Source organism: Sphingomonas sp. Leaf30 (assembly GCF_001422525.1).
Lineage (GTDB): Bacteria > Pseudomonadota > Alphaproteobacteria > Sphingomonadales > Sphingomonadaceae > Sphingomonas > Sphingomonas aerolata.
Genome location: NZ_LMKZ01000002.1, coordinates 356,650 through 379,420, shown reverse-complemented (window position 1 = coordinate 379,420; position 22,771 = coordinate 356,650). Strand labels below are relative to the sequence as shown.

General features: G+C 66.2%; 14 protein-coding genes. 4 read left to right on the top strand and 10 right to left on the bottom strand.

The genetic code is table 11. The features are described 5' to 3' along the window. Nucleotides 1–238 precede the first annotated feature (238 nt). The 5 genes from ASE89_RS08435 to ASE89_RS08415 form a co-directional block, all read right to left on the bottom strand. Nucleotides 239–1,834, bottom strand: a complete 1,596-nt coding sequence (locus ASE89_RS08435; protein ID WP_056676025.1) for an isocitrate lyase — start codon at nucleotides 1,832–1,834, stop codon at nucleotides 239–241. 144 nt (nucleotides 1,835–1,978) lie between these two features. Then, nucleotides 1,979–3,271 (bottom strand): dicarboxylate/amino acid:cation symporter, encoded by a 1,293-nt coding sequence (locus tag ASE89_RS08430; protein ID WP_056676021.1) that lies wholly within the window; start codon nucleotides 3,269–3,271, stop codon nucleotides 1,979–1,981. Nucleotides 3,272–3,381: 110 nt separating this feature from the next. Continuing rightward, nucleotides 3,382–3,609, bottom strand: a complete 228-nt coding sequence (locus ASE89_RS08425; RefSeq protein WP_052380834.1) for a hypothetical protein — start codon at nucleotides 3,607–3,609, stop codon at nucleotides 3,382–3,384. A 94-nt stretch (nucleotides 3,610–3,703) separates the two neighbouring features. Continuing rightward, on the bottom strand, nucleotides 3,704–4,693 hold the full coding sequence (locus ASE89_RS08420) for a cell wall hydrolase (protein WP_081874118.1): 990 nt from the start codon (nucleotides 4,691–4,693) through the stop codon (nucleotides 3,704–3,706). A 60-nt stretch (nucleotides 4,694–4,753) separates the two neighbouring features. After that, nucleotides 4,754–6,388, bottom strand: a complete 1,635-nt coding sequence (locus ASE89_RS08415; RefSeq protein WP_056676015.1) for an NAD(P)/FAD-dependent oxidoreductase — start codon at nucleotides 6,386–6,388, stop codon at nucleotides 4,754–4,756. 155 nt (nucleotides 6,389–6,543) lie between these two features. On the opposite strand from ASE89_RS08415, the gene ASE89_RS08410 reads away from it, so the two are divergent. After that, a complete protein-coding gene (locus tag ASE89_RS08410) occupies nucleotides 6,544–9,867 on the top strand; it encodes a hybrid sensor histidine kinase/response regulator (protein WP_056676013.1) in 3,324 nt (1,107 codons plus the stop codon). An 18-nt stretch (nucleotides 9,868–9,885) separates the two neighbouring features. Here the strand turns inward: ASE89_RS08410 and ASE89_RS08405 are convergent, their stop codons facing one another. The 3 genes from ASE89_RS08405 to acs all read right to left on the bottom strand — a co-directional run bounded on the left by ASE89_RS08405 (nucleotide 9,886) and on the right by acs (nucleotide 13,335). After that, nucleotides 9,886–10,674 (bottom strand): hypothetical protein, encoded by a 789-nt coding sequence (locus tag ASE89_RS08405; protein ID WP_056676009.1) that lies wholly within the window; start codon nucleotides 10,672–10,674, stop codon nucleotides 9,886–9,888. A gap of 82 nt (nucleotides 10,675–10,756) precedes the next feature. Then, nucleotides 10,757–11,383: a response regulator transcription factor gene (locus ASE89_RS08400; RefSeq protein ID WP_056676004.1), complete on the bottom strand. Its 627-nt coding sequence runs from the start codon at nucleotides 11,381–11,383 to the stop codon at nucleotides 10,757–10,759. Continuing rightward, nucleotides 11,380–13,335: an acetate--CoA ligase gene (gene acs, locus ASE89_RS08395; protein WP_056676001.1), complete on the bottom strand. Its 1,956-nt coding sequence runs from the start codon at nucleotides 13,333–13,335 to the stop codon at nucleotides 11,380–11,382. The genes ASE89_RS08400 and acs overlap by 4 nt, the downstream gene beginning before the upstream one ends. Before the next feature lie 147 nt (nucleotides 13,336–13,482). Here acs and ASE89_RS08390 point away from each other — a divergent pair, with 147 nt between their 5' ends. Both ASE89_RS08390 and ASE89_RS08385 read left to right on the top strand, forming a co-directional pair. After that, complete coding sequence (locus ASE89_RS08390; protein ID WP_156363365.1) at nucleotides 13,483–14,910, top strand: DcaP family trimeric outer membrane transporter; 1,428 nt, start codon at nucleotides 13,483–13,485, stop codon at nucleotides 14,908–14,910. A gap of 50 nt (nucleotides 14,911–14,960) precedes the next feature. Further along, a complete protein-coding gene (locus tag ASE89_RS08385) occupies nucleotides 14,961–16,628 on the top strand; it encodes an MFS transporter (RefSeq protein ID WP_056675998.1) in 1,668 nt (555 codons plus the stop codon). A 54-nt stretch (nucleotides 16,629–16,682) separates the two neighbouring features. Here ASE89_RS08385 and poxB read toward each other — a convergent pair whose 3' ends face one another. Beyond that, a complete protein-coding gene (gene poxB / locus ASE89_RS08380; RefSeq protein ID WP_056675995.1) occupies nucleotides 16,683–18,431 on the bottom strand; it encodes a ubiquinone-dependent pyruvate dehydrogenase in 1,749 nt (582 codons plus the stop codon). A gap of 528 nt (nucleotides 18,432–18,959) precedes the next feature. Here poxB and ASE89_RS08375 point away from each other — a divergent pair. After that, entirely contained in the window at nucleotides 18,960–21,350 is a 2,391-nt protein-coding gene (locus tag ASE89_RS08375; RefSeq protein WP_236701676.1) for a TonB-dependent receptor plug domain-containing protein, read from the top strand. Between the two features lie 48 nt (nucleotides 21,351–21,398). Here ASE89_RS08375 and ASE89_RS08370 read toward each other — a convergent pair whose 3' ends face one another. Further along, entirely contained in the window at nucleotides 21,399–22,691 is a 1,293-nt protein-coding gene (locus ASE89_RS08370) for a glycoside hydrolase family 130 protein (RefSeq protein WP_056675991.1), read from the bottom strand. Nucleotides 22,692–22,771: the final 80 nt, after the last annotated feature.

The following is a 22,771-nucleotide window of genomic DNA, read 5'->3' as shown; positions in this document are numbered from 1 at the left end:
CGAAGGCCGGGGTCCAGTTAGAGAGGTGGGAGTAACGAAAGGCGACGCCTGCCATAACCGTCCCTCAACTGGGCCCCGGCCTTCGCCGGGGAGGTGTCTTTGGGTAGGCATGCGCGTCTTTACTGGGCGTTGGAACAGGCCAGCGCCGCGGCGAAGCCGCGGCGTCGGACGGGGCTTTTGGCCCCGCCGGCCGGGCCTGACGCTGGTCCGCGCCGGAGCTTGCGCTCCGGTTTGGGCGTCAGGCCGCGAACTGGTTCATCGTGTTGTGGACGCCGCCGGCCTTCAGCGCCGCCTCGCCCGCGAAATACTCCTTGTGATCGTCGCCCAGGTCGGAACCGGACATGTTCTGGTGCTTCACACAGGCGATGCCCTCGCGGATTTCCTTGCGCTGGACGCCCTTCACATAGCCGAGCATGCCTGCATCGCCGAAATACTCCTTGGCGAGATTGTCGGTCGAGAGCGCCGCGGTGTGATAGGTCGGCAGCGTGATCAGGTGATGGAAGATGCCGGCGCGCTTTGCCGAATCCGCTTGGAAGGTGCGGATGCGCTCGTCCGCCTCGTCGCCGAGCGGCGTGCCGTCATAGTCGACACTCATCAGGCGCGTCCGGTCATAGGCCGACACGTCGCGACCCCCTTCGCTCCACGCATCGAAGACCTGCTGGCGGAAGTTCAGCGTCCAGTTGAAGCTGGGCGAGTTGTTGTAGACGAGCTTCGCGTTGGGCACGACCTCGCGGATGCGGTCGACCATCCCGGCAATCTGCTCGATGTGCGGCTTCTCGGTCTCGATCCAGAGCAGATCCGCGCCGTTCTGCAGGCTTGCAATACAGTCCATCACGCAGCGATCCTCGCCGCTGCCGGCACGGAACTGAAACAGGTTGGAGGGCAGGCGTTTCGGGCGGAGCAACTTGCCGTCGCGGTTGAGGATGACGTCGCCATTCTGCGCGGTCGCGGGGTCGATCTCCTCGCAGTCGAGATAGGAGTTATACTGGTCACCAAGATCGCCGGGCGCCTTGCTGACCGCGATCTGCTTGGTGAGGCCAGCCCCGAGGGAGTCGGTGCGCGTGACGATGATACCGTCCTCGACGCCGAGCTCGAGGAAGGCGTAGCGGCAGGCGCGAACCTTGGCGAGAAAGTCCTCGTGCGGGACGGTGACCTTGCCGTCCTGATGCCCGCACTGCTTCTCGTCGCTGACCTGGTTTTCGATCTGGAGTGCGCAGGCGCCCGCCTCGATCATCTTGCGCGCGAGCAGGTATGTCGCCTCGGCATTGCCGAAGCCTGCGTCGATATCGGCGATCACGGGGACGACGTGAGTCTGGTGGTTCTCGATCGCATTGAGCAGGCGCTTTTCCTCGATCGCGTTGCCCGCCGCGCGTGCCGCGTCGACGTCGCGGAACAGCATGCCGAGCTCGCGCGCATCGGCCTGACGCAGGAAGGTGTAGAGTTCCTCGATCAGCGCAGGCACGCTCGTCTTCTCGTGCATCGACTGGTCGGGAAGGGGCCCGAATTCACTGCGGAGCGCGGCGACCATCCAGCCCGAGAGGTAGAGATAGCGGCGGTCGGTCGTGCCGAAATGCTTCTTGATGCTGATCATCTTCTGCTGCGCGATGAAGCCGTGCCAGCAGCCGAGCGACTGGGTGTAGTGCGCCGGGTCGGCGTCATAGGCGGCCATGTCGCGGCGCATGATCCCCGCGGTGTAGCGGGCGATGTCGAGACCCGAGCGGAAGCGGTTCTGCGCGCGCATCCGGGCGACCGATTCGGCGGAAATCCCGTCCCAGGTGCCGTTCCGCGCGGCGATCAGCTGGTCGATCTGGGTAAGGTCGGTCTGGAAGGTCATGCTGCATCCTCGTTCCGCATTTGATGACGGATCGGTACACAACATGACAACGAATCGCCCGGGTCTAGGGGGTGGCTACAGCGTCGCGCTGTCAAACTCCTGCGCGCGCCGAAGTCTTGTTGTCACGTTTGTGACAGCGCGCGGTTATGCCGTGGCGGCCTGCGCCGTGCCGGCGTCGCGCAGTGCCGGGTCGAGCAGGCCCTGCCGCTTGGCGACGATCGTCGGGACGAGCGCCTGCCCGGCGACGTTGACCGCGGTGCGGCCCATGTCGAGGATCGGGTCGATCGCGAGCAGCAGACCTGCGCCCTCGAGCGGGAGGCCGAGCGTCGACAGCGTGAGCGTCAGCATGACGACCGCGCCGGTCAGCCCTGCGGTGGCGGAGGACCCTAGCACCGACACGAGCACGATCAGCACATAGTCGGCGGCATGCAGCGGAATGCCGTAATATTGGGCGACGAAGATCGCCGAGACCGCAGGATAGATCGCGGCGCACCCGTCCATCTTGGTCGTGGCAGCGAGCGGTACGGCGAAGGCTGCATAGGTGCGGGGGACGCCGAGGCCGCGTTCGACGACATCCTCGGTCACCGGCAGCGCGGCGATCGACGAGCGCGACACGAAGCCGAGCTGGATCGCGGGCCAGGCGGCGGCGAAGAACCGCCGCGGGCTGAGCCCGTTGGCGAGCAGGAGCAGCGGGTAGACCACGAACAGTACGATCGCGAGCCCGGCATAGACCGCGATGCTGAACGCGCCGAGCGCCGACAGCGATTGCCAGCCATAGCGCACGATCGCGTTGCCGAGCAGTGCACCCGTACCGATCGGCGTCAACCGTATTACCCAGCGCAGGATGCGGCGGAAAAGCGCGAGCGCGGATGCATTAAAGGCGAGGAACGGCGCGCCCGCATCACCGATCCGGACCGCGGCGATTCCGATCGTGATCGCGATGACGATGATCTGCAGGACGTTGAACGACAGCGCAGTCCGCGCGGTCTCGTCCGTGAGCTTGGTCGACGCCTCGAGCCCGAGGATATTGGCAGGGACGAGCCCGCGCAGGAAGTCGAGCCACGACCCGGCGGTCATCGGCGCGACCGCGCTGGCCGCACTGACGCCCGCGGTCACGCCGGGCTGGATCACCAGCGCGAGGACGATGCCGATCGACACCGCGATCAGCGCGGTGATCGCGAACCAGGCGAGCGTGCTGATGACCAGCCGGCGTGCATTGTCGAGATCGCGCAGCGCGGCGATCGACGCGATGATCGCCGTGAAGACGAGCGGGACGACAAGCGTCTTGAGCAACTGCACGAAGATCTCGCCAACGATGCGCAGCGTCTCAGCAAGGCCCGATCCCACGCCGGTCCCGCGCGCGACGAAGCCGAGCGCGAGCCCGGCGATCATCCCGATCAGAACCTGTAATCCGAACGATCGCCGTAATGTCTGCATGGCCGCTGTCCCGTATGAACCGGACGAAATACAGCTTCTGCATGGTGCGGTGCAACGAAGACGCTGTCCGTGCCGGGATAGCCGAGCTTGTCGGTCGAACGGCTCGTCAATCAGCGGATGATCGGGAATTCCTCGCGGAACCGGTCGACGAGTGTCTCGATCCGGTCGATGTCCTCGGCGCTGCCCGAGGGCGTGACCGACCAGTTGCAATGCGCGTGCGTGGCGGTGGAATAGACCCGGACCTCGCCGACCGCCATGCGCCAGCGACGCCGGTCGCCGAGATGGTCGCGGGTCAGAACGGTCACGAGCCGGTCGCGCAATTCGCTGGCAGTCAGCATCGGGGTCCGAAGCGGGTCATGGGGTAGGGCAGGTGAAGCAGCATGGCACGGGCGATACCGCGCCCGTCGCGTCGTGGCACCCCCCAAAGGGCTATCAGGTCGGATCGCTTTCCTCGGAGATCGAAACGACCGGCAGCGGGGCGCCACCGCCGAGAACCGGGCCAGCATGTGCCGAACCGATATGGATGCGGACGCCCGACGCCAGATGCACGCGTGGTATGGCGGCGGACGACTCCGGCGGTGTCGACAGCGCAGTCTCCACCCCCGGCATGGTCCGGCCGCGATGGACAGTGACGCCGGATCCCGCCGTACCGGGTTCGGTGGAGGCGGACGGGGACGCGGCGAGGATCGTATCGGGCGCAGCAACGCGCGTCGGTTCGACGCCCGCATAGGTCTGGCGGAAGCTCAGCGCGCGCTCCATCGCGCCGCGCCAGCGATAGAAGATATGGGCGCCGACCGCGCCGACCCGGCTGAGGCTGGGCGCCCACCAGGGCAGGATCGAGGCGGCGTGGTAGGAGGTCGACGCGCCGACCGGGGCGAAGACGCTGCCGTCGAACGCGGCGCGCGCGACCGATGCAGCCCTTGCCCAGGCGGCACCGTCGCGGGGGTGGTTCATCGAACCGTCGCAGGTGAAGCTGAACTGGCAGCCGGTGCGCCGTGTCGACCCCTGATAGACGACCCCGCAGACGCTGTGCGGAAAGGCACGGTCGCGCACGCGGTTGAGCACGACCTGTGCGACCGCGCGCTGGCCATCGGTCGGTTCGGATCGCGCCTCGTAATAGACCGCGGCGGTCAGGCAGGCGATCGCGCGCTGGCGGTCGTCGTCACTTTGCGCGGCGCCGGGAAAAGCGGGCGCGGCGGCGAGGGTGCGCGGGGTGTCGTCGGTGGAGGCTGCAGAGCCGGCAAAAGCGCGGTCGAGCGGTTCGGCGGGCGCCTCGAGCGCGAGCCCGGCGAGCAGGTTGCGCGCTTCTGCTGCGTCACGGACAGGGACGTCCGCAAGCGGTCCAGCCACGCGCGTCGACGGGGGAACGCACGAGGTACTGGCGGCGATCGCGGCGAAACCGAGCACTGTTCTCTTGAGCATGGGGTAGATCGCGCGTCGTGACAGGAAGCCTGCGCGTACCACCCGGATGTTAGATAGTGGTTAAGCCCCCGGCGTGGCGCCGACGAGGCTCAGCCCGACTGCCTCGGCGACCTTGATGCCGTCGACGCCCGCAGAGAGGATCCCGCCCGCATAGCCCGCGCCCTCCCCGGCGGGGAACAGGCCGATCGTGTTCAGGCTCTGAAAATCGTCGCCGCGCGTGATCCGGACGGGGGACGAGGTACGCGTCTCCACCCCGGTGAGGACCGCGTCGGGGTGATCATAGCCGGGAATGTCGCGACCAAATACCGGCAGCGCCTCGCGCATCGCGGTGACCGCGAACTCGGGAAGGCATTCGGCGAGGTCGGTGAGGTGGACGCCGGGGCGGTAGGACGGGATGACCGTGCCAAGCGCGCTCGACGGGCGGCCGGCGAGGAAATCGCCGAGGCGCTGCGCGGGGGCCTTATAATCGGATCCGCCCGCGACATAGGCGCGCGATTCCCAATGGCGCTGCAATTCGATGCCCGCCAGTGGATTGCCGGGATAGTCACGCGCAGGGTCGATGCCGACGACGAGTCCCGAATTGGCGTTGCGCTCGTTGCGCGAATATTGGCTCATGCCGTTGGTGGCGACGCGGCCTTCCTCGGACGTCGCCGCGACGACGGTACCGCCCGGGCACATGCAGAAGCTGTAGACGGTGCGCCCGTTCGTGCAGTGATGCGACAGGCTGTACGCGGCAGCGCCGAGATCGGGGTGGCCGGCACAGGGGCCGAACCGCGCCTCGTCGATCCAGGATTGCGGATGTTCGATGCGCACGCCGATCGAGAAGGGCTTTGCCTCCAGGAAGACGCCGCGATCGTGCAGCATGTGGAAGGTGTCGCGCGCGCTGTGCCCCACCGCGAGCACGACATGATCCGCCTCGAGATAGTCGCCGGTATGCAGGTGCAGCCCGCGGATGCGCCGCGTGCCGTCTGCATCGACCGCGATGTCGAGATCGTCGACGCGGTGCTCGAACCGATATTCACCGCCGAGCGACTCGATCGTCGCGCGCATCGCCTCGACCATCGTCACCAGCCGGAACGTGCCGATATGCGGATGCGCCTCGGTCAGGATCTCGGGCGGGGCGCCGGCCTTGACGAACTCGGTGATGACCTTGCGGCCGAGATGGCGGGGATCCTTGATCTGGCTCCACAGCTTGCCGTCGGAGAAGGTGCCCGCGCCGCCCTCGCCGAACTGGACGTTGGATTCAGGATTCAGGACGCTGCGGCGCCACAGACCCCAGGTGTCCTTGGTGCGCTCGCGGACCAGCTTGCCGCGGTCGAGGATGATCGGGCGGAACCCCATCTGCGCGAGGATGAGGCCGGCGAACAGGCCGCACGGCCCTGTCCCCACGACGACCGGGCGCCGCGCGCCCGGCGTCTCGGGTGCCTTGGCGACGTGGCGGTAGCCGGTATCGGGGGTCGTGTTGACGTGACGATCCTTGCGGAACCGCGCGATGATCGTCGCCTCGTTCTTGGCGGTGACATCGATCGAATAGACGAGCTGGATGTCCATCTTGTCGCGCGCGTCATGCGCGCGCCGCGCGACGGTGTAGCGGATCAATTCGCGGGGGGTGATGCGCAGCCGCTTGCAGACCGCGGCGGGGATCGCTTCGTCGGCATGGTTGAGCGGCAGCTTGAGTTCGGTGATGCGGAGCATGGGGCCCTGTAACGCGGGCCGCGGGGTTTCGCCATGAGCTGTGGTACCGAAGCGCGGACCGGGCAGGCCTTGCCCTGGGACGGCCCGGACTGCACGATATCGGCGTCCGGGAACTAGGGAGCTAGCCGATCAACAGCGCCGTCGTCATCGCCGCGATGCTTGCCTATGGCACCGCGTTGTTCGGGATCGCCTGGGTCGTCGATCGGCGCGGGCTTTCGCCGCGCATGGCGCGGATCGCCTATCCCTTGTCGCTGGCCGTCTATTGCAGCAGCTGGACGTTCTTCGGCGGCGTCGGCACCGCGGCGACGCGCGGCTGGGATTATCTGTCGATCTACCTCGGCCCGGCGCTGGTGTTTCTGCTCGCGCCGGGATTCCTGACCAAGCTCGTCCGGCTGGCGCGCGACGAAGGGTCGAGCTCGATCGCCGACTTCATCTCGGCGCGTTATGGTCGCAGCCGGAGTACCGCGGCGATCGTCGCGGGGACCGCGCTGGTCGCGTCGATTCCCTATATCGCGCTGCAGCTGCGATCGGTGACACTCAGCTTCGGCGCGCTGGTCGGGATCGGCGGATCGGTGCTGGTCGGGCCGCTCGTCGCGCTGCTGCTGGCAACGTTCGCGATCAGCTTTGGCGCGCGACGCTATGAAGTGGCGGGGGGCAATACCGGCGTGGTCGCGGCGATCGCGGCGGAGTCGCTGATCAAGCTGCTCTGCTTCGTGGCGCTCGGCGGATTCGCGCTGACGCTGCTCGCGACGATGCCGGCCGCGCGGATCGCGCCGCCGCTGACCGGGTTCGTCGAGGGTTTCGCGCCGGGCGCGCTGACCCCCGATTTCTTCGTCCGCACGCTGCTATCCGCCTGCGCGATCCTCTGCCTGCCGCGTCAATTCTATGTCGGGATCCTCGAAGCGAGCGGCCCGGCGGCGGTGCGGCGCGCGCGCTGGCCGTTCATCGCCTATCTCGCGGTGATCTCGGTGATGGTCCTGCCGCTCGTGCTCGCGGGGCTGGCGGTGCTGCCAGCCGATACGCGACCCGACCTCTATGTGCTGGCGGTACCGCTGGCGCTCGACAACGATCCGATGGCATTGCTCGCGTTCATCGGCGGGTTTTCCGCCGCGACCGCGATGGTCGTTGCCGAGACGATCGCGCTGTCGACGATGGCGACCAACGACCTGCTGGCCCCATTGCTGCTGCGGCGGCAGACCGATGGCGGGGAGGGCGATCTGGGGCGGCGGCTGCTGCGTGTCCGGCGCGTGATCATCGCCGCGATCGTCGCCGCGGCTTTGTGGTACGGCACGAGCATCGGCGATGAGCTGTCGCTCGCATCGATCGGGCTGATCGCGTTTGCCGGCGTCGCGCAGTTCGCGCCCGCGCTTATCGCCACCGTCGGCTGGGGCTTTGCCGATACCCGGGCGGCACGGGGTGGGTTGATCGGCGGCGTCGTCGTCTGGGCCTATTGCCTGTTGATGCCATCGGTATTGGGTGGTTTTGGCGCCAGTCTTGCGAAAGCGAGCGGCGGACTGCTCGACCCCGATGCGCTGATGCGGGTCGCGCTCGGATCGCCGCTGGTCAACGGCACGGTCTGGAGCCTGGGCGTGAATATCGCGCTGATGGCGGGGCTGCACCTGTACGCGGCGCGGCGGCGGGTGTTCGGGGGGCGGCACAGCGTGCTGGATCACGTCACGACCTTTGGCGAACTCAAGATCCTGGTCGCGCGCTTCGTCGGCGATGCCGAAGCTGCAGAGGGGCTGGACCCGCTGTCACGTGATCCGGGCGCGCCGATCGACGGACGCGCCGCCCGTCAGGCGGAACGGCTGATCGCGGGCGTGATCGGCGCACCGTCGGCGCGGCTGATCGTGACGTCGAGCCTGGCGGGATCCGCCATGGAGGTCGGGGACGTCGTCCGGCTGCTCGACCAGCGGGGACGCAGCCTGCGCTTCTCACGGTCGCTGCTGTCGGCAACGCTGGAGACGATCGACCCGGGCGTCAGCGTGATCGACGCCAATCTGAGGCTCGTCGCGTGGAATCCGCGCTATGTCGAGATGTTCGACTATCCCGAAGACTATGTGATTGCCGGGCGGCCGATTGCCGACCTGATCCGCTACAATGCCGAGCGCGGCGAATGCGGCCCGGGCGGCGTCGAAGCGCATGTATCGCGCAGGCTCGCGCATCTCGAACGCGGGCTTCCGCACAGTTTCGAGCGGCTTCGACCGTCCGGGCGGTGGATCAAGACGGTCGGTCAGGCCATGCCGGGCGGCGGCTATGTCCAGAGCTTCACCGACATCACCGCGGAGAAGACCGCGCAGGCGGAATTGGAGGCCCGGGTCGAGGCGCGGACACATGATCTGGCCCAAACGAACACGATGCTCGACGAGGCGCGGCGGCATGCCGAAACCGCGACGCGCGACAAGACCCGGTTCCTCGCGGCGGCAAGCCATGACCTTCTCCAGCCGCTTCATGCCGCCCGGCTCTTCTGCGCGGCGCTCGACGAGGGCAAGGCGCCGCACCAGGCCGACCTGGTCCGCGCGATCGATGGCGCGATCGGGTCGGCGGATACGCTGCTGAGAGCGTTGCTCGACGTGTCGCGGCTCGACGCGGGCGGGGTCGTGCCGAAGATCGAGCAGTTCGTGCTCGGCGACCTGATCGAGGAACTGGCCGCCGAGTTCCGGCCGCTCGCCGGCGAACGTGCGTTGATCCTCGCCTCGCACCCGGGGACGCACATCGTCGCCACCGACCGGTCGTTGCTGCGCTCGATCCTGCAGAACTTCCTGTCGAATGCGGTGCGTTATACTCCGTCGGGGCGGATCTGGATCGGCGCGCGGCGGCGCGGCGGTGACGTCTTGGTCGAGGTGCGGGACAGCGGACCGGGTATCGCGGCGGGTGACCGTGAACGGATTTTCGCCGAGTTCGAGCGGGTGGAGAGCAAGGGCAGCGCGGGCGGCGGTGTCGGACTGGGGCTGGCGATCGTCCAGCGGATCGCGCAACTGCTCGACCTGCGGATCGAATTGCGGTCGCAGCCGGGTGCGGGATCGACCTTCGCCGTTCGCGTTCCGCTGGCGGCGCATGCGACGCTGCCCGATCGTGCCAGGACGGCCCCGGTCCTGCGCGACCTGCCGCCGGGGCTGCGCGTCCTGTGCCTCGACAATGATGCCGCCATTCTCGCGGCGCTCGACGCGGCGCTCCGGTCGCGGCGCTGCGTCCCGCTGCTGGCGGCGACGATCGAGGAGGCGATGACGCTGGCGGCGGACGAGGAGCCCGACGTCGCACTGATCGATTTCCATCTCGAGGTGGCGCAGGACGGACTGGACGTTGCCGAACGCTTGTCGGCGATGGCGCCGGCGCCCGCGATCGCGCTGGTGACCGCGGACCGCAGCGCGGCGGACGATCCGCGCTGTGCCGGGATCACCGTCTTGACCAAGCCGGTGGTGCCACGCGAGCTATGGGCATTCCTCGAACAGGCATCAGCCGCCGCGGCTGCGGTTTGAGGTCCCGGCCCAGCGGGCCTATTTGGTCGGTGCGCTGGTGAAGTCGATCTTGATGCGGACCCAGGCGCCGATCATCTTCTTGCCGCCGACCCGGGGCGGCAGCACGCGGAACTGCCATGCGGCCTGGCGCATTGCGCGGGCAAGTCCCGAGCCGACCGGGGATTCGCCGAGCGACCGGCAATTCTCGACCCTGTAGTTCTCCGCAGTCCGGCAGGCGATCAGTGCCCAGCTGCCCGGGGGTGCGCCATTGGGAACATAGCCTGCAAGTTCGGCATGGCTCGGTTCGGTATACCATTCGGCATTGTAGAGCCGCTCGCCACTTGGACCTTCGCCCGGGCCGTAGGCAGAACCGCTGTCCTTGCCGGCGCCCGCGCCATCGGTGTCGGAGCCGCCCGCCTGGCGATCGCCCGGGTGCGACGGGATCTTCGATATGTCCGCCGAATCGAACAACTCCATGCCGCCCGCCAGCATCTTGGGGAAGGCCGGGGCAGGCGTGACGGGGCGCGGGTCCGACGCCGGCGCGGTCGATGGCGGGCGGGGCGATCTGGGCGAGGCGCCGCCGGCGACCTTCTTCGCCTTTTCGATCACCGGGCGTTGCGGGATCTCGGGTTTCGTCTCGCGGTCGGGTAGCAGGCGGAAGCTGCTGGGCGGGGGCGTCGGTTCGGGCTTGGTCGGCGTTGGCGCGAGCCGCAGCAGCAGGAGAATGACGACGACATGCGCGGCGATCGCCAGCAGGAATGAACGCGCGCGCCGCCAGAGCGGCTGGCGCGATCGGTTCGACGCGGACAGGTAGGACGTCGAAGCCATTGATGGTCGCCTAGACCGCGCAAGAGGGTGTCGCAAGACGTCGATTGCCGTGCGGGTGGTCTCACAAGTGGGAGGCGGTCGGCTAGTCGGCGAAGCGAATGTCGAGCGCGCGCGCGGCAAGCACCGCCTGGGTGCGGTTCTGGACGCCGAGCTTGCGCAGGATCGCGGTCATGTGGCCCTTTACGGTCGCCTCCGAAACGCCGAGATCGAACGCGATCTGCTTGTTGAGTCGCCCCGCGAGAACGCCGAGCAGCACTTTCAATTCGGTCGGGGTCAGGCTGGCGACGCGATTGGAGATGTCATCGGCCGGCAGGGCGGCGACGGGGGCATCGCGGTCGCCCGCCAGCGCGCGCGCGACCGCATTTTCGAGCGTGGCGAGATCGGCGGTCTTCGACACGAAGCCGACCGCGCCATAGGCGCGCGCGCGCGGCGCGGCCTCCGCCTCGTCGGCGGACGAGATGACGACGATCGGCGTGTCGGGACGCTCAGCATGCAGCAGTGCGACACCCGCAAAGCCCTCCGACCCCGGCATCCGCAGATCGAGCAGGACGAGATCGAGGCGGGCGGCGCCGCGCGCCGCCTCGATCGCCTCGCCGAGCTGCCCCGCCTCGAGGATCACCGCATCGGGGGCCGCGCGACCGACCGCCAGCTTCAACGCCTGGCGAAACAGCGGGTGGTCGTCGGCGATCAGGATCGTGCGCGCGGTCATGCGAAGGCGGCGGTGGCCTTTTCGCGACCCGTGATCAGCGCGTCGACGACCGTCGGGTCGGCGAGCGTCGAGGTATCGCCAAGGCCGTCGAGCTGGTTCTCGGCGATCTTGCGCAGGATTCGGCGCATGATCTTGCCCGAGCGCGTCTTGGGCAGGCCACGGGCGAACTGCAGGACGTCGGGCGTCGCGATCGGACCGATCTCGCGGCGGACCCATTGGACGAGTTCTTTGCGCAGCTCCTCGCTCGGTTCGGCATTCGCGTTGAGCATGACATAGGCATAGATGCCCTGGCCCTTCACGTCGTGCGGCATGCCGACGACCGCGGCTTCGGCAACCTTCGAATGCGCGACCAGCGCGCTCTCGACCTCGGCAGTGCCCATGCGGTGGCCGCTGACGTTGATGACGTCGTCGACGCGGCCGGTGATCCAGTAATAGCCGTTCGCGTCGCGGCGGCAGCCGTCACCGGTGAAATACTTGCCCGGATAGGTCGAGAAATAGGTCTGGAAGAAGCGCGCATGATCGTTCCACACGGTCCGCATCTGCCCGGGCCAGCTGTCGGCGATCACGAGATTGCCCTCGACCGCGCCGTCCAGCACCTTGCCGTCGGCATCGACCAGTTCGGGCACCACGCCGAACAATGGCTTGGTTGCGCTGCCGGGCTTAAGCGCGGTCGCGCCGGGGAGCGGGCTGATCATGTGTCCGCCGGTCTCGGTCTGCCACCAGGTGTCGACGATCGGGCAGCGGCCTTCGCCGACGACATTGTGATACCAGTTCCAAGCCTCGGGGTTGATCGGCTCGCCGACCGACCCGAGCAGCCGGAGCGACTTGCGGCTGGTCCGGGTCACCCAGTCGTCGCCTTCGCGCATCAGCGCGCGCAGCGCCGTGGGTGCGGTGTAGAGCGTGCTGACCTGATATTTGTCGACGATTTGCCAGAAGCGGCTGTGGTCGGGGTAATTGGGAACGCCCTCGAACATCACCGTCGTCGCGCCGTTCGCGAGTGCGCCGTACAGCGTATAGGTGTGGCCGGTGACCCAGCCGACATCGGCCGCACACCAGAAGACGTCGCCTTCGCGGTAGTCGAACACATATTCATGCGTCATGGAGGCCCAGACGAGATAGCCGCCGGTGGTGTGGAGCACGCCCTTGGGCTGGCCGGTCGATCCGCTGGTGTAGAGGATGAACAGCGGGTCTTCCGCGTTCATCGGCTCGGGTGCGCAGTCGGTCGACTGGTTTGCGACGCACTCGTGATACCAGCAATCGCGGCCCTCGGTCATCGCGATGTCGCCGCCGGTGCGGCGGACAACGATGACCGTCTCGACGCCGAGATCGCCCTGATCGAGCGCGGCATCGACATTGGCCTTCAGCGGAATCGTCTTGCCGCCGCGCAGCCCTTCGTCCGCGGTGATGACGACGCGGCTGTCGCAATCGTGGATCCGGTTGCACAGGCTGTCGGGGGAGAAGCCGCCGAACACGACCGAATGGATCGCGCCGATCCGCGCGCAGGCGAGCATCGCGAACGCGGCTTCGGGGATCATCGGCAGATAGATCGTGACGCGGTCGCCCTTCGCGACGCCGCGCGCCTTCAGCGCATTGGCGAGCCGGGACACTTCGTCACGCAGTTCGGCGTAGCTGATCGTGCGCGAGTCGGCGGGGTCGTCGCCTTCCCACAGGATCGCGGTCGCATCGGGGCGTGTATCGGCGTGGCGATCGACGCAATTGGCGGCGACGTTGAGCTGACCGTCCTCGAACCAGCGGATGCGGAAATCGGCCTCGTCGAACGACGTGTCCTTGATCTTGGTCGGGGGAACGATCCAGTCGAGCCGCTGCGCCTCTTTCGCCCAGAAGGCATCGGGATCAGTCGCGGCCTCGGCATACATCCGGTCATAGGCGGCGGCATCGATCCGTGCGTCCTTGGCCCATGCTGCGGGAACGGGATAGCTGGCCTCGGTCATCACACTCTCCTTTTGCCGCCGTTCTAGACGGTCGCGCGGTACGCGGCACCCCCAACCAAAGTCAGGGATGATCCCGCCCGGGCGATCCGCCATCGTCGTGTCGCTTGCATCTACGCGTCAGACCAGTGGAGCAACCAGGAGGTTGGGATGAAACGATCGGTATTCACGACGTTGCTGCTTGGCACCGCCCTTGTCGGGCTGACGCCGGGCGCCGCCTTTGGCCAGACCGCGCGAGAGGCGGAACTCGAAGCACGGCTCAAGGCGCTCGAAGCCGCGGTCCAGGACCTTCGCGGTGAGTTGACCGCAGCGCGTGCAACCGCCGCCGCGGCCCCGACTATGCCCCCACAGACCGCCGTCGCTGCGTCGCAGGTGACGGCGCCGGCCGCGTCGCCCGGCGGATCGCCCGGCGCGACTAATGTGGCCCAGGCCAAGCCTGTCGCGACAAATTCGGCACCGACCGACGGTTTTCGCATGGGGAACACGACGGTCAAGCTGGGCGGTTTCGTTCGCCTCAACGCCATTGCCAGCCGCTACAGCGGTGGCGAGGTCGCGGTCGGGGGGCTGGGCAAGGAGTTCTTCCTGCCGCAGCAGATTCCGGTCGGCGGCGGGTTCTCCAGCCAGGACCTGTTGCTCTCCGCGCGCCAGACCCGCCTGCAGTTCAGCACGGCAACCCCGATGAACGGTACCGACATAAAGACGCTGGTGGAGTTTGATTTCGCGCTCGCGACGGCGCCGGTCGGTGCCCAGCGCGCGACCAACCCCTACACGCCCACTTTCCGCCGTGGCTTCATCGAATATGGCAATCTGCTGGTCGGGCAGGAATGGTCCACCTTCCAGAACATCGCGGTGTTGCCCGAGACGACCGATTTCGTCGGACCGCTGGATGGCACGGTGTTCAACCGCCAGGCGCTGATCCGCTACTCCATACCCTTACGAACCGGGCTGACGTTGCAGGTCGCGGTCGAGAATCCCGAAACGGAAACGGCGCTGCCCGCCAATGCGGCGCTGGTCGACACGGATGACGACCGCCTGCCCGACGTGGTGGCACGGCTGAACTGGAAGACGACACTGGGCGATTTCGCACTGGCCGGCATCGCGCGCGAATTGCGCACCGATACGCTGGGCCGCGGCGATACCGCCTTTGGCTGGGGCGTTTCCGGGTCCGGCAAGATCCCGATCGGCAAGCGTCACGACCTGCGCTTCATGGCGACCTACGGCCAGGGCATCGGCCGGTATCTGGGATTGGGATATGTCCCCGACGCGATCTACGGCGGCACCGCGACGCAGCTCGAGCGGATCGACAATTTCGCGGGTTTCGCGGCACTGCGTATCGGCTGGACCGATGCGATCCACTCGACGCTGATGGGCAGCTACCAATCGGCCGATTATCCGGCCGGCGTGATCGTCACGGGGCTGGCCAATGCCAAGTCCTATGGCGGTGCTGCCAACCTGTTCTGGTCGCCCGGCAAGGGCTTCGACATTGGCGTCGAATATCGCCACGCCGTCCGCGAACTGGTCTCGGGTGACACCGGTGCGCTCGACCGCATGGAATTCGCCTTCAAATACGGGTTCTGATCGCCCGACGCTCCAAAAAAACCCATCGCTCCACTTGAGAGGATACCGCCATGGCAACGACAACAGAGGACGCATCGCCCCTTGGTCACGTGAAGCAGAGCCAGCCACTGATCATCATCGCGTCGTCGCTCGGCGCGGTGTTCGAATGGTATGACTTTTATCTGTACGGGCTGCTCGCGACGATCATCACCGCGCAGTTCTTCTCGGGCGTCAACGAGACGACCGGTTTCATCTTCGCGCTCGCGGCGTTCGCGGCCGGGTTCGCAGTGCGGCCGTTCGGTGCGCTGGTGTTCGGGCGGATCGGCGATGTCGTCGGGCGCAAGAACACCTTCCTCGTGACCATGGCGATCATGGGCCTGTCGACCTTCCTCGTCGGTCTGCTCCCGAGCTATGCCTCGGTCGGCGTCGCCGCGCCGATCGCGCTGGTCGTGCTGCGGCTGCTGCAGGGCCTCGCGCTCGGCGGCGAATATGGCGGTGCTGCGACCTATGTCGCCGAGCATGCGCCCGACAAGAAGCGTGGGCTGTTCACCAGCTTCATCCAGACCACGGCGTCGCTCGGGCTGTTCGCAGCCCTGCTGATCGTCATCGGTGTGCGCACGCTCGTCGGCGAGGAGGCGTTCGCGGCCTGGGGCTGGCGTATCCCGTTCATCGTCTCGATCGCGCTGCTCGCAGTGTCGCTCTGGATCCGGATGCAGCTCGAAGAGAGCCCGGTGTTCCAGAAGATGAAGGAGGAGGGCAAGACCTCCAAGGCACCGCTGACCGAGGCGTTCGCCAAATGGGGCAACCTCAAGATTGTGCTGATCGCGCTGTTCGGTGCGGTCGTGGGGCAGGGCGTCGTGTTCTACACCAGCCAGTTCTACGCGCTGTTCTTTCTTGAGAAGAACCTGCGTGTCGACGGGCCGACGACGAACATCCTGATCGCAATCGCGTTGCTGATTGCGACACCTGCGTTCATCTTCTTCGGCTGGCTGTCGGACAAGGTCGGGCGGAAATACATCATCCTGACGGGCTGTGCGCTCGCTGCACTGACCTATATGCCGCTGTTCCACGCGCTGTCGAAGGCAGCCAACCCCGCACTCTATGCGGCGCAGCTGTCCTCGCCGGTCAGCGTCGTCGCCAACCCCGACGAATGTTCGGTGCAGTTCGATCCGGTCGGCAAGAACAAGTTCGACAGCAGCTCGTGCGACATCGCCAAGTCGTATCTGGCCAAGGCGGGCATTTCCTACACCAACGTCGTCGCACCGGCGGGCACAGTCGCACAGATCCACATCGGCGGCGCGACCATTCCGGTCGTCAATCCGGCGATCGTGACAGGGGCCGATCGTACTGCAGCGATCAAGGCGTTCGGGGCCGAGGTGAAGACCGCACTGACCGCGGTCGGCTATCCCGAAAAGGCGGACCCGGCGCAGATCAACAAGCCGATGGTCGTCGCGATCCTCGTCCTGCTCGTGCTGTACGTGACGATGGTCTATGGCCCGATCGCCGCGCTGCTGGTCGAATTGTTCCCGACGCGGATCCGCTACACGTCGATGTCGCTGCCCTATCATATCGGCAATGGCTGGTTCGGCGGGTTCCTGCCGACCGCGGCCTTCGCGATGGTCGCGGCGACCGGGGACATCTATTACGGGCTCTGGTACCCGATCCTGGCCTGTGCGGTTACCGCATTGGTCGGTCTGGTCTTCCTGCCCGAGACGTTCCGCCGCTCGTTGCACGGCTGAACGCAAGTATCGAGCAGTCCCGGGGTGCGGCAGCCGCCGCACCCCGGATCTGTTTCAGAACAGCGTCTTGAACAATCCGGCATTGGTCTTGCCGAGTTCGACGATCGAATCCCCCCGACCACTCATCACCGCTTTCGCCATATAGAGCGTGAAGCCCTTCATCTGTTCGAGCGTGATCTTGGGCGGCATCGACAGTTCGGTGCGCGCCGTGACGGCATCGAGCAGCGCGGGCCCCGGATGCGCGAGCACCTCGCGTACGCCGGCCTTGACCTCGCCAGGGTCGGTGACGCGAACGCCGTGCAGACCGATCGCGCGCGCCATCGCGGCGAAATCGGGATTGTCGAGCGCGACGCCGGTCTCGATCATCCCCGCCGCCTTCATCTCCATTTCGACAAAGCCGAGCGTGCCGTTGTTGAAGACGATGATCTTCACCGGCAAACCGAGCTGCCGAACGGTCAGCAATTCACCCATCAGCATCGCCAGGCCGCCGTCGCCCGACAGGCTGACGATCTGACGGCCGGGATAGGCGGCCTGCGCGCCGATCGCCTGCGGCAGGGCGTTTGCCATCGAGCCATGGTTGAACGACCCGATCAGCCGGCGGCGGCCGTTCATTTCCAGGTAGCGTGCCGCCCAGACGGTCGGGGTGCCGACGTCGCATGCGAAGACGGCGTCGTCGCTTGCCAGGTTGCTGACGACGCGGGCGACATGCTGCGGGTGGATCACGCCGCTGCCCGGGGTGCCGGTCGCGAGCTCGTCCAGGCCTTTGCGCGACTTGGCGTAGTCTTCGCGTGCGTCGCGCAGGAAGGCGCCGTCGCGCTCGCGTGTCAGCAGCGGCAGGACATGGTCGATCGTCGCGCCGACGTCGCCGACCAAGCCGAGGTCGATCGCGGTACGGCGCCCGAGATTTTCGGGCCGCAGGTCGATCTGCGCCACCTTCGCCTTTTCCGGATAGAATTGGCGATAGGGGAAGTCGGTCCCAAGCATGAGCAGCGTGTCGCAAGCCATCATCGCGTCATAGCCCGACGAGAAGCCGATCAGCCCGGTCATGCCGACATCATAGGGATTGTCATATTCGACGAATTCCTTGCCGCCGAGTGCATGGACGACCGGTGCCTGGAGCACGCCGGCAAGCGCGACGAGTTGCGCATGCGCCCCCCGACAGCCGCGACCCGCGAGGATGGTCACCTTGCCGGCGTCGTTCAGCAGCGCGGCAAGGCGGGCGAGCGAGTCCTGATCGGGGATGATCGTGGCCGCTTCGGGCAGCAACGCGATGCGGGATCGGGCGATGAGGCCGGTCGTCGAGCGCAATGCAACATCGCCCGGCATCGCGACGACCGCGACGCCACGATGGCCGACCGCGGCACGGATCGCGGTGTCGAGCGTGCGCGGCATCTGATCCGCATCGGAGATCGTCTCGCAATAGACGCTACATTCGCGGAACAGCGCCTCGGGACGGGTTTCCTGGAAATAATTGGAGCCGATTTCGGCGCTCGGTATCTGCGCCGCAATCGCCAGTACGGGCACGCGGGTCCGGTTGCAGTCGTACAGCCCGTTGATCAGATGCAGGTTGCCCGGCCCGCAGGAGCCGGCGCAGACCGCAAGCTTGCCGGTCAGTTGCGCTTCGGCGCCGGCCGCGAAGGCTGCCGCTTCCTCGTTGCGGACGTGCACCCATTCGATCGTTCCACGCCGCCTGAGCGCTTCGGTGAGACCGTTTAGGCTGTCGCCGACCACGCCATAGATGCGCTCGACACCGGCAAGCTCGAGCGTCTCGACGAACAGGTCGGCGATCAGGGTCTTGGGCATCGGGCGTCTCCGGGTCTCGAAAAAGGGTGAAGGTCGAGGCCTCAACGCGTCCCGGCGGCAAGTGACGCGGCGGAATCGCGGAATTGAACCTGGGAGCGGTACGACCGGATCGTTGCAGAAATGTAACAAGTCTGAATTTTCGGACGGAGAACGCGTGCGGATACGATCTCGTTACCCTGAATCGGTTGCATTCAAAATTTGGAGACCCGAGCATGCGCAACGGATCCCGGCAACATCCCGGGCCCATGACAAAGGATTGATTTCGGCACGGCCAGTATTGCGTGAGCAAACGACGTAAATCGTCGATAGACTTGGGGGAAGGATCCGAAAAGGCGCTCACCATTCGGGGGTAGCCTAATGAAGATCGCTCATCATATTTCGCGTCACGCCTTGATCGTTGCCCTTACCGTTGGAGGGCATGTTTCCGCCAGTGCCCAAGAGCTTGCCCAGACGACAAACCCCGCCACGGTAGGATCGGCCAGCCCGCCGACAAGAGATGCGTCCGACGACATTCCCGACGACATCATCGTGACGGGGACGCGTGCGACCGGCATTACTGCTGCCGAAAGCGCGGCGCCGATCAAGGTGCTTGATGCCGACATGATGAGCCATGTCGGCCAGCCCAATCTGAACCAGATCCTGACGCAGCTGGTCCCGTCGTTCACCGCGCAGGCATTTGGCGGCGACACCGCGAACCTGACGCTGTCGGCGCGGTTGCGCGGGCTGAGCCCCAACCACACACTCGTGCTCGTCAATGGCAAGCGCCGGCATGGCACCGCCAACCTCGCGGTGCTCGGCGGGCCCTATCAAGGGGCCGCGACCGCGGATCTCGACCTGATATCGCCCTCGTCGATCAAGCGGATCGAGGTTCTCGAAGACGGCGCGGCGGCGCAATATGGCTCGGATGCGATCGCCGGGGTGATCAACATCATCCTCAAGGACGGCGATACGGGCGGCGATGGCTATGCGACCGCGGGCGAAAATTACCAGACGGGCGGACGGACCTATGCCGGGACGCTACATCTCGCGACCAAGATCGGCGAGGACGGGTTCCTCAACGTGACGGCCTTTCACCGCTATCACGACTTCACGCAGGTCGGCGGGCTCGACCGGCGGGTGACGGACGGTGATGGCAAATTGCTGACCGGCACGACGTCGCCGGCGCTCAGCCCCCTGCAACAGCAGCTCTACCCGAATATTTCGGGCTTCCCGTACGTCAATCGCATCAACGGTGATGCGCAATCCCGCCTTACCAACCTGCAATTTAACAGCGCCTACGACTTCGGCGCGGCGGAGGTGTATAGTTTCGGCACCTATTCGAAGCGGATCGCCAGCGCGTATGAGAATCTGCGCGTACCGACGCGGGTCTCGCGGACGGTCGGCGGGGTCACGACCTATTTCGATCCCGATGGCGACAGCCCGGTCAACGGCTTTTCACCGCGCGAGAAGATCCGCGAGGACGACATGGCGTTTACCGGCGGGGTTCGCGGGCTGCTGAGCGGCTTCAACTACGACCTGTCGACCAGTTTCGGGCAGGACAAGAACCTGATCTACACTGTCGATTCCGCCAACGCCTCGCTCTACGCGGATACCGGATTTACGCCGACGAGCTTCTATAACGGCTTCTTCAAGGCGACCGAGTTCACCGCGAACGCCGATGTCACGCGCGAGATCGCGGTGGGCATGGCGGCCCCGCTGAACCTTGCATTCGGCGCAGAGTATCGGAAGAACGTGTACGAGATCGGCTCGGGCGATGCCGCATCGATCTACAAGGAGGGCGGGCAATCCTATCCCGGGTTCCGGCCATCCGATGCGGGCGTGAACGGCCGCAACAGCCAGGCGGCCTATGTCGATGTCGCGATGATGCCGATCGACGGGCTGAAGGTCGATGTTGCCGGACGCTATGAACATTATTCCGATTTCGGCAGCAAGTTCATCTACAAGGGGACGAGCCGGTACGATTTCTCGGACGCGTTCGCACTTCGCGGCACGGTCTCGACCGGGTTTCGGGCGCCGACGCTCGCGGAATCCTATTACTCCGCGACCAATGTCTCGCCGACGTCCGCGTTCGTGCAATTGCCGGCCAATTCCGCCGCGGCCAAGCTATTGGGGTTTGCCAATCTCAAGCCGGAGAAATCGACCAACTTCAGCCTGGGTACCGTGCTGCGTCCGGCACCCCGCCTGACGATCACGCTCGACGCCTATCAGGTCAAGATCCGCGACCGCATCCTCGGGACCGGCTCGCTGTACGGCAGCGGTGGTGCGACGAACTTCCCGATCGTGACCGCAGCAATTCGGGCGAACGGCAATATCCTCGACCCGACCGTCAATCAGACCGGGATCAACATCTTCACCAACGGCGCGGACACGCGGACGCGCGGCATCGATCTGGTGGTGAGCTACGTCACCGACCTTGCCGACTATGGCAGGGTGAACTGGATGCTGTCGGGCAATTATAACGAGACCAAGGCGCTCAGGCTGAATGCGGCGCCTGCGACGCTCGGCGGCATCCCGCTTTTCGACGATGAGGCGATCAGCTATCTCGAGACGGCGTCACCCAAGACCAAGGTGATCGGTTCGATCGTCTATGCGCTGGACAAGTTCGGTGCGACGCTGCGCGGGACCGTCTACGGCAAGACGACGGCGTATCTGACCCCGGATGGCGGCGAATATTACAAGCAGACGGTCGGGTCGGCATTCATCGGCGACGTCGAACTTAACTATGATCTGACCGCCGCACTCAAGCTGTCGGTCGGTGCCAACAACCTGTTCAACAAGCGGCCGCCGACTGTCGGGCTGGTGCCGGGGTCGACCAACTCGCTGGTGAACGACGCCAATGTCCTCGACGGGCCGCTGACGTTCAGTCCCTACGGCATCAACGGCGGCTATTATTACGCGCGCTTCAATATCACCTTCTGACGAGATCGGGCGCGGCGCTCGGCGGCCGCGCCCGAACCTGCCTGCACGTCAGGCGGGGGCCATGACCGACAGGATATCATCGACCTGTGCGGTGGCGAACGCGGTATATTCGTCGCCGATCGCATAGGGCAGCAGGATCCGGCGCCCCTGCAACAGCCCGCCGCAGCTATAGGTGACGTTCGGCACATAGCCGCCACGCTGCTCCGCGCTCGGGAACAGGAGTGGGGAGGGCGTGCGCGCCAGCACGCGGCTGGGGTCCGCCTTGTCGAGCAGGCACGCGCCGATGCAATAGCCGCGGACCATGCCGACGCCGTGGGTGAAGACCAGCCACCCCTCGTCGATCTCGATCGGGGATCCGCAATTGCCGAGTTGCACGAATTCCCATGGATATTTCGGTGCCATGATCGGCGTCCCGCGGTCCCAGGTGTAAAGATCGTCCGAGCGCAGCAGCCAGATCGTCTCGCTGTCCTGCCGTCCGAGCATCACGAACTGGCCATCGATCCGGCGCGGGAACAGCGCCATGCCCTTGTAACCGGTCATGGCGCCGGCGAGGGGGCGCATTTCGAAGGTCCGCATGTCGACGCCGCGGAGCATTTCCTGCTGAACCTTGCGTCCGTCGAACGCGGTATAGGTCCCGATGATGCTGTGAACGCCGTCATGATCGGTGAAATTGACGAGGCGCAGATCCTCGACCCCCTGACGCTGGCTGGGCAGGACGGGAAAGATGACCGTTTCCGACGCGTCCTGGCTGTCGTCGCACAAGAGCCGGACCCAGCCATCCTGGTTGCGGTCGATTCGTGGCGGCACACCATGCGGGCTTGCCGGATCGATCACGAGGCGATCGTCGGGGCCCCATTCGCCAGTCCGGAACGTGACCGAGGAAATATGTCCTTCGCCGATGCCGCGCAACGACAGCACGAACTTGACGCCGCCCGTGGCCGATGCGGGTTCGTCGTCGATCCGCGCGATGCTCGGATTGAACAGGGCCGCCGACTCGAACGCATATTCCTGACTAAAATAGGCGCCCAGCAACAGCGCCTCGTCGGCGTCGACGTCGACGTCGCCGATATCAAGCTCGTCTTGAACCTCGGCAAAGCGGCGGCGGAAGACGTCATCGGCATTGCGATGCCGCTCCTCCATCGGTTTCGCCAGCAGTTCGACCATGCGTTTGCGCAGCGCGGGGTCGAGTGCCATCACCCGCTGCGCCACCTTTTGCGCGCGCGATGGACGATCGGCCGCAAATGCCTCCGGATAGCTGAAGCTGAACGGGCGGATCACCGTTCGCGAAGGATCGGGCTTGAGTTCGATCTCAAGCTTCTTGAAGACGTTGGCAGCTTCCATGCGCGGACCTTTCATCGGGCGGCGTCCTGCATGCGCACACCCTTGCCCCGTTCAGCGATAGACCGCGCTTTTATATCCAT